The sequence below is a fragment of the Candidatus Cloacimonas acidaminovorans str. Evry genome, assembly GCF_000146065.2.
Taxonomy (GTDB): domain Bacteria; phylum Cloacimonadota; class Cloacimonadia; order Cloacimonadales; family Cloacimonadaceae; genus Cloacimonas; species Cloacimonas acidaminivorans.
This window is the reverse complement of record NC_020449.1, coordinates 1,681,259-1,693,683: the sequence shown is the minus strand read 5'-3', so window position 1 is coordinate 1,693,683 and position 12,425 is coordinate 1,681,259. Positions and strand designations below refer to the sequence as shown.

Below are 12,425 nucleotides of genomic sequence, written 5' to 3'. Positions count from 1 at the left end.
GCAATATCTACTATGAAAGGAGTACTACTATATTTTTCCTGCGGAACTCGTTCTCAAAAAAAGAAATAAGCTATCTAAAGCTATCCTGATCACCGGGTTAAAACCCGTTGTTAAAATCTGTCGTTCCTACGGAACTTCTTGCAGGAAAAAGAGATAATGACTTTTCTGATTGCTTATCACCGGGTTGAAACCCGTTGTTAGTATCTGTCGTTCCTACGGAACTCTTTCTTAATAAAAGAGATAAGTTATTTCCTTTACACATTGCACCGGGTTGAAATCGGTTTTTATAAAATATCGGAGGGGAAAAGCATAGATATTATTTATCTTGTGTGGCTTCCTGCTTGCGCAGAAATTACAAATGATTTATCATTCAAAAAGTGACATTAGATACTTGCAATCCTTAAAGGTATTTTTATCTATAGCTTTTCCAAGAGGAAATTATCTGATTACTTATATTTATTTAAAAGAACAACTCATTTTTTCCTAAGCGCATTGCTTTAGCATTGCTCACCCATTGCTAATGCCATCCGTAATGGGTAAGCAATGGGTAAGCAATGCTATTAGGGAAGAGATGATATTTTTGGCTAATTGTTTATGTAAGTATGCATTATAGGTTAGTACAAATTACGGGGGTTTATTCTATTATAAATCCAAATATTTCAATTTGTAAACCGATATAAGTTCGGTTGTAAGTGAATTAGTTCTGGGGGAGTATTTTCCTGGAAGACAAGTGAAAATATTTAGTAAAAACCCTCTTGTCCTCTTATCTTCTTGTCCTCTTGACCCCTTAACCTCTTGTCATTTTTCATTTCGCTTGACAGAAGAATGTAATTGCTTTTTTTTGTATAAAATGAGGTAAAAAATGTTAGATGTAATCGTCTTTTTGGGAATCCAGGGAAGTGGAAAAGGAACTCAAGCGGAACTTTTGGCAGAAAGAACCGGATTTCAACATATTAATATTGGCGATTTATTCCGGGAAGAAGTTCATAAACAAACGGAACTCGGGAAAAAAGTGCAGGCAATTATTGCCAAAGGTGAACTGGTTCAGGACGAACTGGTATTTGAAATTGTAAATGCTTCTTTAACAGCTGATTGTGCTGGTGTAGTTTTTGACGGTTTTCCCCGCACTTTGGCACAGGCGGAATATCTGTTAAAAAATTATAATGTGAGAAGAGTTTACTATTTGGAACTAAACGAAGAAGAAGCAATTGCCCGCATTGAAGCCCGCCGTCTTTGCAGTTCTTGTGGCGAGACCTATAATATTTTAAGCAAAAAACCAAAGCAGGAAGGGATTTGTGATAAATGCGGTTCCCCCTTAGTTCAGCGCACTGATGATTCCGGAGAAGCGATTCGGGAACGAGTTAAGGCATTTTATGAACAGACCTTCGCGTTGAAGGAATATTTTGCAGAAAAGGGTTTGCTGAAAGAAATATCTGCCCGCAAATCAATTGAAGAGATTCAACAGGAAATAATAAACGACCTGAAAACAAGGTAACAAAATAAACCAAAATGCCCGCAGAGAAGAAATCAGGAACTTTTAAACACATTGAACTAATTGCCTATATACTGGCTTTCTGGAGTTTTTTCGTTCTTTTTCTGGAGCCCATATTTGAATATTACACCAGTTCCTATCCGACTATTGAGTTTATAACTGCTCTGGCAAATTTAGTTCTATTAGTGCTTACGATTCTTTCCAGGGTGCTTTCCCGGGAGGTAAAAGAAAACAAAACGGTTGTCTATTTTGATTTGGTGATGTTGATTTTGGGTTCATTACTGCTCACCTATCAGGCAAAGTTTGTAATCTTTTTCCTTTTAATCCGGCAGACCTGGTTTATCGTTCAGTTCATTTTATTCAGAGCTTTTGAGGGTAAAATATACAAATTGCTGATGAGGAATCCTCCTGTTTCTTTGATGGTCAGTTTTGCAAGTGTTATTTTAATTGGAACAATTTTGCTGATGTTACCTGCTTCATCTACTGAGGGTTATATTACAAACTTTGTAGATGCTTTGTTTACAGCCACATCTGCCACTTGTGTTACGGGCTTGACAGTTTTAGATACTGGAACTTATTATTCTTTGTTTGGTCAAATCGTAATCTTACTCTTAATTCAAGTTGGCGGTTTAGGAATTATGACTATATCTACTGCCTTTGCTTTAATGCTGGGGCAAAGAATTTCTTTAAATGTGGCAAACTTGATGCATAAGGTTGTAGGTGAGACCCCTGTAATTGATGTTCTTAAATTACTTAGAAGTACCGTGTTGGTTACTTTGATAATAGAAATAACAGGTGCCTTATTTCTTTTTACCGCTTTTGCTAAACTAATGCCTGCGGGTCAAGCGATATATTATTCTTTGTTTCATTCTATATCGGCTTTTTGTAATGCTGGTTTTTCTTTATGGAGTAATAATCTTGCTGGTTTTGTAGAGTCCCCTCTGGTAAATTTTAGTATTACTTTTCTGATTATTTTAGGCGGATTGGGTTTTGCCGTCCTGATAGATATTTATCATTATTTCTTTTCTTCCAGGAGGGTTCGTAAGTTAGCTTTGCATTCCAAAATTGTTCTTTCCACTACAGCTATATTGATAGTTACAGGGTTTTTGGGGCTTTATATAAGTGAATATAACAGTTCAATGAAAGGTTTTTCGGTTGCCGGGAGGGTTTTAAGCTCCTGGTTTCAATCCGTAACTGCAAGGACAGCTGGCTTTAACACGATTAATATTGGTTTATACAGTTCCGCGTCTGTATTGTTAACTGTTTTATTGATGTTTATTGGCGCTTCTCCAGGTTCTACAGGAGGAGGAATAAAGACCACAACTTTTTCCACTTTAATGCTTTCTGTGCTTTCTATGCTCACCGGAAAAAGTGATCTGGTAGTTTTCAAGCGCAAAATACCTCTTGCTAATGCCAGAGAAGCGACAACTTTGGCAACATTAGCTTTGGTGATTATTTTAACGATTATTTTTATTCTGATGCTCATTGAGCCATTTCCTTTTGAGAAAATACTTTTTGAGGCATTTTCCGCTTTTGGAACAGTTGGCTTAAGTATGGGCATAACATCACAGTTATCTTATGCGGGTAAACTGCTGATAACTTTACTAATGTATATTGGAAGAATCGGACCTCTAACTCTGGTATATGCCATTTCTATTCGCAAAAGACAACCCCATATATCTTATGCGGAAGAAAGAATTTCCATCGGTTAGATTAACCTACTTGAAATAAGGAGAAAAATATGGCAAGATATGCAGTAATTGGATTAGGCCGTTTCGGAATGACTGTTGCCAAAATCTTGGCAGAAAACGGTATGGAAGTAATTGCCATTGATAAAGATCAGGATTTGGTAAATGAAATCAGTTCTATAGTTACTTCTGCCGTCTGTATGGATAGTACCGATGAAGCAGCTTTAAGATCGCAAAATCTGAATGAAGCGGATGCCGTTATTATTGGAATTGGAAGCAATATTGAAGAATGCATTCTCACTGCTGCAATCCTGAAAAAAATAGGCGTAGGAATTATCTATGCCAAAATTGAATCGGAACTTCATGGCAGAATTCTGAAAATGCTGGGAGTTCAACATACTTTATTGCCGGAAGAAATAGTTGGCAACCAGCTGGCTAAAACCTTGATTTCTCGTAATGTTTTGGACTATATCAATCTCTCCAGCGGTCATATTGTAGTGGAAATGGTTGCTCCTAAAGAATTTGTAGGTAAGCCGTTACAGGAACTTGCCCTTCCTGCAAAACGCGGGGTAAATGTTATAGCTATCAAATACAACTATCTCTCTGTTACGGAAGACGGTCAAAATGTAATAGAAAAACGGCTGAATGATATGCCTGGAGCCAATGATATTATAAACGAAGGCGATGTTTTAATTTTACTGGGACCAAAAGGCAATATAGATAAACTGATCTATGAAACAGCCGTTAATAAGGATTAAGAAACAATGAAACGCTCTTTTAAAGCACGATACCATATTCTGATTGCCATTCTCTTTGGCATCATAGTGTTACAAACTCTTGCCCTACTTTTTTCCGTAGCTCGGGCACAGAACTTAACAACTCTTGCCAACGATATTCATTCAATTGTGATTATCTTTGTCTTTATCATTTTTGTGTATATCGTAATTCTTTACAACTACATACCTTTCCGTCTGCATAAAGCAATTCGTGAAGTGGAACAGCTGATAGAAGAAATTTCCAATGGCAACTATCAGATTGATATTGATAGCTCTATTTATGACCAGGATAAGGATTTTCAGGAATTGATTTATGCTCTGGATAAAATGCTGGGAATTATCACCCGTTTTGATCAGGCAAAGGCAGATAAAATATTTGAACATCATCAACGCCTCCAGCTTTTGATTAACCTTCTGCCGCAAAGTATTTTAATTACCGGAGCCAATGGTGATGTTGTCTACTGTAATGAACCCCTCAGAAAACGCTTTCCGATGATTTCAGAAACGGTAAATTTGAATGAATTGATTTGGAAAAACGATTACCATAACCGCATTTTTTCCGTTATTTTAGATTCCCTGCGCTATGGCAATAATATTTACGATGTAATTGTTGAAGATGTAGTGTATTTGGGCAAGGTTAAAATTAATGGTTCCATAGTGAGAAACAGAAAAGGTCTTTCTACCGGCGCTGTTTATGTGCTGGAATTTTATGATAATGAAAGATAAACTGAAAGTAATCTATACTTTACAGGAAATGCAACGCTTGGATAAGTTTCTGGCGGAATTGAAGATACAGGAACTTTATTCCCGCACTTTTATTGAACACCTCATAGAAGAAGACCGCATTTTGGTTAATCTTACTCCCGTAAAAAAAAGCTATCTTCTTAAGGAAGGCGATGAAGTTATTATCAATCTTCCCGAGCCAGAACCGATGAATGTTTTGCCTCAGGATATACCTTTGGATGTGGTTTATGAAGATGAATACCTCGCTATTATCAATAAAAAAGCAGGAATGATTGTGCATCCAGGTTTTGGAAATCCCGAAGGAACTTTGGTGAATGCCATTCTTTATCGCTTTGGAGAAAACCTTTCCAGCGGAAAAGAATTTAACCGTCCAGGAATTGTTCATCGCTTGGATAGAGGCACTTCGGGACTGATTATAATAGCTAAAAATGATCTTACCCATGCAAAGCTTTCCGATATGTTTGCCAGAAGAGAGATTAAAAAGACCTATTTTGCTATTACTACAGGGATTCCCGAGCCCGAAAAAGGAGAAATAGAGACCTATCTTGCACGCAGTAATAAAAATCCCAGAACTATCTGCGTTACCAATGAAGGACGCTATGCACTTACTCATTATAAAACAATAAAAACCTGGCACTATTTTGCCCTGGTAGAAATAAATCCGGCAACAGGAAGAATGCATCAGATTAGAGTGCATTTTGCCCATATCCGTTATCCTATTTTAGGGGACTTATTATATAATAGCAGACGCTATGTGCAATCCCTGGTGCCGCAAAATATGAAAAAAAAGGTTACCGAATTGCTGGTGAACCATTTACGCAGACAAGCATTACATTCCTGGAAACTGGAATTTTTTCATCCCATAACTGGTTATCCTATATCTGTTTCAGCTCCCATACCTGATGATATACAATATACTTTGAACTGGCTGGATAATAATTTTAGTATTGACACAGATACCAGTGATGCCAACCTGATTTTGAATGAGGAAATAAATAATGACTAATATGGAACAAGAAGGGGATAAAACTATTTTCGCCTCTATTGAAGAAGCAATAGAAATTATCCGCAAAGGTGATATGCTAATCGTTGTGGATGACGAAAATAGGGAAAATGAAGGTGACCTTTTAATGGCTGCTGATAAGATTACTCCGGAAAAGGTAAATTTTATGATCAGCCAAGGTAAAGGTCTGCTCTGCGCTCCTTTGGATATAGAAATAGCCAACCGTTTGGATATTCCTTTGATGACTAATAAAAGCAGTGATCGTCAAGGCACGAAGTTTGCTGTTTCCGTGGATGTTATTGAAGGCACAACAACAGGAATTTCTGCAATTGAAAGAGCTAAAACAATTAAGGCATTGGCAGACCCGCAAGCCAATGCCTCTATGTTTATGCGTCCGGGTCATATCTTTCCTTTAATTGCAGAAAGAGGTGGTGTTTTAAGAAGAGCAGGTCATACTGAAGCAGCTGTTGATTTGGCTAAACTTGCCGGTTTGAGCCCTGTTGGCGCTATTTGTGAAATTATTCGCGAAGATGGCGAAATGGCTCGTTTGGATGATTTGCTGCCTTTTGCCCAAAAGCATAACCTGAAAATTATTACTATTGAAGCGTTAATTCACTGGCGGAGAAAAAAAGAACGCCTTGTCCATCCTGTTTCCAAGGCACAATTACCCACAAAGTATGGTCAATTTGATATTATAACCTATATCAGTGATATTTCGGATGAATACCATATTGCCTTAGTGATGGGTGAAATAAAGCGCGATGAACCTATTTTGGTAAGAGTCCATTCCGAATGTTTAACCGGCGATGCTTTATTCAGTTTGCGCTGTGATTGTGGAGAACAATTGGCTCGTGCTTTTCAAATGATTTCGGAAGAAGGAAAGGGTGTGATTTTGTATATGCGTCAGGAAGGAAGAGGAATTGGTTTACTGAATAAAATTAAGGCATACCATCTTCAGGATGAAGGCGTAGATACAGTTCAGGCAAATATCAAACTTGGTTTTCCTCCCGATTTAAGGGACTATGGAATCGGTGCACAAATTCTGAAGGATTTAGGAATAAGAAAAATGCGGCTGATGACTAATAATCCTAAAAAAATAGTAGGTTTAAGCGGTTACGGACTGGAAATTGTAGAACGGGTGCCAATTGAAATTAAACCCCAGGAAAACAACCGCGAGTATTTAAAAACTAAAAAGAACAAAATGGGGCATATTCTGAATGAAATATAAACGGTTCTGTGCTGTTTTAGCGTTTGTTTTTCTCACAGCATTACTGTTTAGTGTGGTTGTTCCTAAACCGGTGGGTTTCGTAAATGATTTTGCCAATATTTTAAGTGCTGAAACCCGCAATAAAATTAATGACTGGGCAATTGAACTGCGAGAAAAGACAGATGTGGATTTCGTAATTGTTACTCTTCCTGATATCGGAGGAGAAGATATTGTGGATTTTGGGGTTAAACTTTATGAACAATGGGGAATAGGAAGTAAACGGGATGAAGGTATTTTAATTCTTTTAGCTCTTAAAGAAAGAAAATTGCGTTTTGAAGTTGGCTACGGTTCGGAAGGATATTTAACCGATGCCTATATCAGTGAGGTCTATCAAACAATGAAAAGCTACCTCACCAAGGGTAACGAAAAATGGGATGATGCCTTTATTCAGGGCTCGCTAATGTTGCTTTCCACTATTGCCAAAGAAAAAGGAATTACTTTAACCGGCGTTTCGGAATATTCACAAAAGAAGAAAGAAAGTTCAGGCGGTGCGGGTTTGCTTGCTTTTCTCATTCTTTTTATTATTTTAATTATAGCTACTCGTGGCAGAATTTTGGAATGGCTTTTTTGGATGAGTATTTTTGGAGGACGCGGAGGTGGAGGAAATAGCGGTTCCTGGAGTAGCGGAAGTGGCGGTTTTGGTGGTTTTGGCGGTTTTGGAGGTTTTGGAGGTGGACGTTCAGGTGGTGGGGGAGGTGGAGGAGGTTTTTAAATGATTTTCTTAAAGTCACTCACTTTTATCTTATGGAACATAGCCCTTGGAACACTTCTGGTGCTTCTTTTAAATTGGCTGTTGTTCAATCGCAAAGCCAGGTTTCTATTTGGTAAAAAGATTCCGTTAACTCCAGGTTTCTTTGTTGCCAAAAGAGATTGGCTGTTTGACAAAGTGCGTTCAATATTACACGATTATCTTGATCAGGCAGCTCATCCTTACCTAAAAGACGGCTATCTTTACGGTTGGATAAAAAAGGTGCGTCAGTATTTGTGGGAAAAAACAAGCTTTATAGATGAATGGCGTTTTATACCTGCAAAGTTAAAGCTGTTGGTTAGAAACAAAATTGTGGATGCCTTTACCGCAATAGCAGAAAGCATTTTAAGAAAGACAGTTCCCAGATTGGTGGAACAGCTGCAAATTGAACATCGGATTGATGAATTTGACATTCAGTTCAGTGTGGATTTTTTCTATGGCTATTTCAAGCGTTATGTTTATAAACCGATGTTACTTATTTGTGCTGGGCTCAATCTGTTAATCGGCATTCTGAATATGGTTTGGTTCCTGATTATCGTATAAAAAATGAAGCTGTTCCTGCATCCCTTTCGGAAAATTTCAGACCGCTTTGCTATTCGCGGTGAGGATCAAAAATTATTTATCCGTTTTTTATGGGTTTGTTCCTTTATAGCTATTCTGCTTTTAATTTCGGCTATGCTAGCTTGGGCTTTTGAGCAGAAGGGAACTCAGGAAAATACCATAAAATCATTCTGGGATGGAATCTGGTGGGCAATTGTTTCTATAGCCACAGTAGGTTATGGCGATAAATATCCTGTCACTTTTCAAGGTCGGTTGGTAGGCATTATATTGATTATAGTAGGTTATTCTTCATTATCATTTTTTACCGGTCTGGTTGCTTCTCTTTTTGTGGAAGACCGGCTGAAAGGAGCTAAGGGTTTGAAAACGATAAGAACACATAATCATATCGTGATTTGTGGCTGGAATAATACTGCCGAGTTTTTTCTGAAAGCACTTTTGGAAAAACAGGTCTCCGAAATGGATATTTGTATTGTTATCAATGCCACGCCGGATTTTTTTGAGCGATTGGAATCACGCTTTCCTACATTATCCCTGAAATTCGTTAGGGGTGACGCAATTCAGGAAGAGACCTTAAAACGAGCTTCGGTGGAAACATCTGCTCAGGTTATTATTTTGGCTGATGAACAGTTAGACCGTTCTGTTGCTGATGACCACAGTATTATTGTGGCAAATGCAGTTCATTATTTAACCAAAAATGATAAGATAACCGTCCAGCTGGTGAATCCAGAAAATCGTTCTATGCTTCAGCGTTTGGGAATTAGGAATATTATTATCTGGGATGATATTGGGGGTTACATTTTGGCGAATAGCATAGCTGATAATAATTATTTGGCTGTGTTTTGTCAGCTGGCTCAGGATAAACAAAATCATCTGCAGACGCAGAAAATTCCTTCCGATTTTATCGGAAAAAGTTTTGGTGACTTATCCGATTATTATTATCGGGAATGCGGTTATTTACTTTTAGGATTATTAACCAAAGAACCGGAACTGGAACTTTCTTCAATTTTTACGGAAGATATTAGTGGAATTGATCAATTTATTCAATATGCGTTAACCAAGTCCCAAAAGAGAATTCCCGAAGAAAAAAGCAACATTCGCTGGAAACCCGAGAAGGATGTTCAACTGCAAAAAAATGATTATGCCATCCTGATGATTTAGAAGGACTTATTATGATAGAACTGGAAACACTGGCAAAAATTCCTTTATTTTATGATGTCAATTCCGAAGCTTTAGCTTATTTGCAACCCAGTTTTAAGCAGTTACTGGTTAATAAAGGCACGGTAATTATCAAAGAAAATACCGAAGGCGATCAGATTTATATCCTGGTGAAAGGAAATGTGCAGGTTACTAAAGACCTAGTAAAGGGCTTTGACGAAGATCAGCTCTTAACGGAAAAGGTTTTGGCAAAGCTTAGTGCCGATTCCCTTCCTACTTTTGGAGAGAACGGAGTTTTAGGTAATGGAACCAGAATGGCAAATATTATTGCTCTCAGCGATTGTGAACTTTACACACTTTCTAAGGCGGATTTTGATAATTTTGCTGAATATAATTACCAAGCTGGTTATATAGTGATGAAAAACATAGCCCGGAAATTATCGGAAAGTTTAAAAGACACCGATAATAATTTGGTAAAGCTGGCAACTGCTCTTTACATCGCTGTTCAGGGATGATATTTCTGAAATTTGCTTATTGCTGTGAATTGATTATTATATAGTTGAAAAGAATGAATGTGAATTTGTATCTTTTTCGCAAACACTAAAATTAAATAATCATTAGGAGATGAAGTGAATTACACGACTAAAATACCCCGAACTTTACCGGTTCTGCATATGAGCAATGTAGTGATGTTTCCCTACTTGCTTATGCCATTGGTAGTTTCGGATGAAGAATCAAAGCTGGTGATTGATTATGCACTGGCTAACGATAAATTGATGGCTTTTTTCCTTGACCAGGAAAAAGACGATACAGGCATAACCGAATTGGCTAATTTTGGCACAGCAGTTACTATTTTACGTATGCTGCGTAATCAGGATGGTTCAATCAGTATGCTCCTGCAGGGTTCAACCCGCATTAAACTGCAAAAAATTGTGCAAAAAAATCCTTTTATAATGGTTGATGTAGAAGCAATTCCGGAACAATTTGAAGAAGATACCGAAATTCAGGCATACAGAACCGTAGCTTTAGAATTGCTGGAAAAAATAGCTCAGGAAAGCAACATTCTCAACCGGGAAATGATTACCGGGCTTAGTAATATAAAACAGGCAGGAAGAGTGGCTGATATTATTGCCGGAAATATAGACCTGCCTATTTCTGACCGCCAAAAAATATTGGAGACAATTGACCTCAAACAGCGTTTCCGTTATTTAAACAATTGTTTGGCGGAGCTGATTAAACAAATGAAGGTGGAAAATCATATCCGCAGCAATATTCAACTGGAAATGAATGAAGACCAGCGTCGTTATTATTTACGAGAACAAATGGATGCCATTCGCAGAGAATTGGGTGAAACAGATGAAGTTAGCAAAGAAATTATGAAATGGCAGGAACTTATTGAACAGAAAAACCTTCCGGACTATGTGAAAGAAACTGCATTGGAAGAATTAGAGCGTCTTGCCACTATGCAACCTGTTTCCAGCGAATACAGCGTAGTAAGAAATTATCTGGATTGGATTGTTAATCTGCCTTGGAGAGAGTATAGCAAAGACCGTTTAGATTTGAAAAAGATTGAACGCATTCTGGAAAAAGACCATTACGGCTTGAAAGAAGCTAAAGAACGTATCCTGGAATTCATTGCCGTAAAGAAATTGAAAGGCAACTTAAAAGGACCTATTCTTTGTTTTGTAGGTCCTCCAGGAACAGGAAAGACCTCTATTGGCAAATCAGTTGCCAGAGCTCTTTCCCGCAAGTTTATACGGATGTCCTTAGGCGGAATTCATGATGAAGCAGAAATTCGCGGTCACCGCAGAACCTATATTGGCGCTATGCCAGGTAAAATAATAATGGAAATCAAGCGTCAGGGAACTGCCAATCCTGTTTTTATGCTGGATGAAATTGATAAGGTTGGCAGGGATTTTAGAGGTGATCCTTCTTCCGCTTTATTGGAAGTTCTTGATCCGGAACAAAATAACAGCTTTGTGGATAACTATATCAATCTGCCTTTTGATCTTTCGGAAGTGCTGTTTATTACCACTGCCAATACCTTGGATACAGTTCCTCCCGCCTTAAGAGACAGAATGGAGATAATTGAATTTACCAGCTATCTGGAAAACGATAAAATTGAAATTGCCAAGCACTTTCTGATTCCTCGGGAAAAGGAAAATAACGGTTTGGCAAAAGAAAAAATAACTTTTACCAAAGCAGCTCTGCAAGAAATTATTCGTTATTATGTCCGGGAAGCGGGAGTGCGGAATTTACAAAGAAGAATCGGCTCAATCTCCCGCAAAATAGCTAAAGAAGTAGCTATGGGAACACATCAGAAATGGATAATTAAAGCGGAGGATATTGCCAAATACTTAGGTCCGCGTAAATTAACTTTGGAAATGGCAAATCGAAAACCCGAAATAGGAGTGGCTACAGGCCTCGCCTGGACAGGTTATGGGGGTGAAATCCTTTTCTGTGAGACCTTGCGTATGCCGGGAAAAGGAAATATAATTTTAACGGGACTTTTGGGTGAAGTGATGAAAGAATCGGCACGCATTGCAGTTAGCTATCTGAAAGCTAATCACAGCGTTTTTATTATTCCCCCTAAACTTTTTGAAACAAGTGATATCCATATTCATTTTCCTTCCGGAGCTGTGCCTAAGGATGGACCTTCAGCTGGTTTAACTCTTACGGTAGCTTTAGCTTCACTTTTTACGGGACAAAAAGTGCGCCACGATATAGCTATGACAGGTGAAATCACTTTAGAGGGAAAGGTTTTAGCCATCGGTGGCTTGAAAGAAAAACTTTTGGCGGCAAAAAGAGCAGGAATTAAACGCGTGGTGATTCCGGAAGAAAATCGCGAGACCCTGTCCGATTTTCCTGCAGACATTTTGGCAGGAATGGAAATAACTTATGTGCAGGAAATTCAAGAGGCAATCAGAATATTGCTTATTCCCAATACGGAAACAGTTGAACAGAAACCGAAACAGAGAAGGATTGCCTAAT

General features: G+C 38.1%; 11 protein-coding genes. All 11 read left to right on the top strand.

Annotated features, from left to right (window positions below; translation table 11 throughout):
- Positions 1-862: 862 nt before the first annotated feature.
- The 11 genes from CLOAM_RS06890 to lon all read left to right on the top strand — a co-directional run bounded on the left by CLOAM_RS06890 (position 863) and on the right by lon (position 12,424).
- Positions 863-1,495 (top strand): adenylate kinase family protein, encoded by a 633-nt coding sequence (locus CLOAM_RS06890; RefSeq protein ID WP_015425167.1) that lies wholly within the window; start codon positions 863-865, stop codon positions 1,493-1,495.
- A 14-nt stretch (positions 1,496-1,509) separates the two neighbouring features.
- A complete protein-coding gene (locus tag CLOAM_RS06885) occupies positions 1,510-3,204 on the top strand; it encodes a TrkH family potassium uptake protein (RefSeq protein WP_015425166.1) in 1,695 nt (564 codons plus the stop codon).
- A 29-nt stretch (positions 3,205-3,233) separates the two neighbouring features.
- Positions 3,234-3,938: a potassium channel family protein gene (locus tag CLOAM_RS06880; protein WP_015425165.1), complete on the top strand. Its 705-nt coding sequence runs from the start codon at positions 3,234-3,236 to the stop codon at positions 3,936-3,938.
- A gap of 6 nt (positions 3,939-3,944) precedes the next feature.
- Complete coding sequence (locus tag CLOAM_RS06875; RefSeq protein WP_015425164.1) at positions 3,945-4,682, top strand: hypothetical protein; 738 nt, start codon at positions 3,945-3,947, stop codon at positions 4,680-4,682.
- On the top strand, positions 4,672-5,706 hold the full coding sequence (locus CLOAM_RS06870; RefSeq protein WP_232502666.1) for an RluA family pseudouridine synthase: 1,035 nt from the start codon (positions 4,672-4,674) through the stop codon (positions 5,704-5,706). Before CLOAM_RS06875 ends, CLOAM_RS06870 begins: the two co-directional genes overlap by 11 nt.
- Complete coding sequence (locus CLOAM_RS06865; protein WP_015425162.1) at positions 5,699-6,931, top strand: bifunctional 3,4-dihydroxy-2-butanone-4-phosphate synthase/GTP cyclohydrolase II; 1,233 nt, start codon at positions 5,699-5,701, stop codon at positions 6,929-6,931. The genes CLOAM_RS06870 and CLOAM_RS06865 overlap by 8 nt, the downstream gene beginning before the upstream one ends.
- Positions 6,921-7,682: a TPM domain-containing protein gene (locus CLOAM_RS06860; protein WP_044279039.1), complete on the top strand. Its 762-nt coding sequence runs from the start codon at positions 6,921-6,923 to the stop codon at positions 7,680-7,682. The genes CLOAM_RS06865 and CLOAM_RS06860 overlap by 11 nt, the downstream gene beginning before the upstream one ends.
- Positions 7,683-8,261 (top strand): hypothetical protein, encoded by a 579-nt coding sequence (locus CLOAM_RS06855; protein ID WP_044279038.1) that lies wholly within the window; start codon positions 7,683-7,685, stop codon positions 8,259-8,261. It abuts the gene before it with no gap.
- A 3-nt stretch (positions 8,262-8,264) separates the two neighbouring features.
- On the top strand, positions 8,265-9,437 hold the full coding sequence (locus CLOAM_RS06850) for an ion channel (protein WP_015425158.1): 1,173 nt from the start codon (positions 8,265-8,267) through the stop codon (positions 9,435-9,437).
- A gap of 11 nt (positions 9,438-9,448) precedes the next feature.
- Entirely contained in the window at positions 9,449-9,949 is a 501-nt protein-coding gene (locus CLOAM_RS06845) for a cyclic nucleotide-binding domain-containing protein (protein WP_015425157.1), read from the top strand.
- 114 nt (positions 9,950-10,063) lie between these two features.
- Positions 10,064-12,424, top strand: a complete 2,361-nt coding sequence (gene lon / locus CLOAM_RS06840; protein WP_015425156.1) for an endopeptidase La — start codon at positions 10,064-10,066, stop codon at positions 12,422-12,424.
- Position 12,425 lies beyond the last annotated feature (1 nt).

Bases quoted from the DNA above. Each gene is read 5' to 3' on its own strand.
- CLOAM_RS06890 (WP_015425167.1), top strand. From the start codon at position 863: ATGTTAGATGTAATCGTCTTTTTGGGAATCCAGGGAAGTGGAAAAGGA.
- CLOAM_RS06885 (WP_015425166.1), top strand. From the start codon at position 1,510: ATGCCCGCAGAGAAGAAATCAGGAACTTTTAAACACATTGAACTAATT.
- CLOAM_RS06880 (WP_015425165.1), top strand. From the start codon at position 3,234: ATGGCAAGATATGCAGTAATTGGATTAGGCCGTTTCGGAATGACTGTT.
- CLOAM_RS06875 (WP_015425164.1), top strand. From the start codon at position 3,945: ATGAAACGCTCTTTTAAAGCACGATACCATATTCTGATTGCCATTCTC.
- CLOAM_RS06870 (WP_232502666.1), top strand. From the start codon at position 4,672: ATGAAAGATAAACTGAAAGTAATCTATACTTTACAGGAAATGCAACGC.
- CLOAM_RS06865 (WP_015425162.1), top strand. From the start codon at position 5,699: ATGACTAATATGGAACAAGAAGGGGATAAAACTATTTTCGCCTCTATT.
- CLOAM_RS06860 (WP_044279039.1), top strand. From the start codon at position 6,921: ATGAAATATAAACGGTTCTGTGCTGTTTTAGCGTTTGTTTTTCTCACA.
- CLOAM_RS06855 (WP_044279038.1), top strand. From the start codon at position 7,683: ATGATTTTCTTAAAGTCACTCACTTTTATCTTATGGAACATAGCCCTT.
- CLOAM_RS06850 (WP_015425158.1), top strand. From the start codon at position 8,265: ATGAAGCTGTTCCTGCATCCCTTTCGGAAAATTTCAGACCGCTTTGCT.
- CLOAM_RS06845 (WP_015425157.1), top strand. From the start codon at position 9,449: ATGATAGAACTGGAAACACTGGCAAAAATTCCTTTATTTTATGATGTC.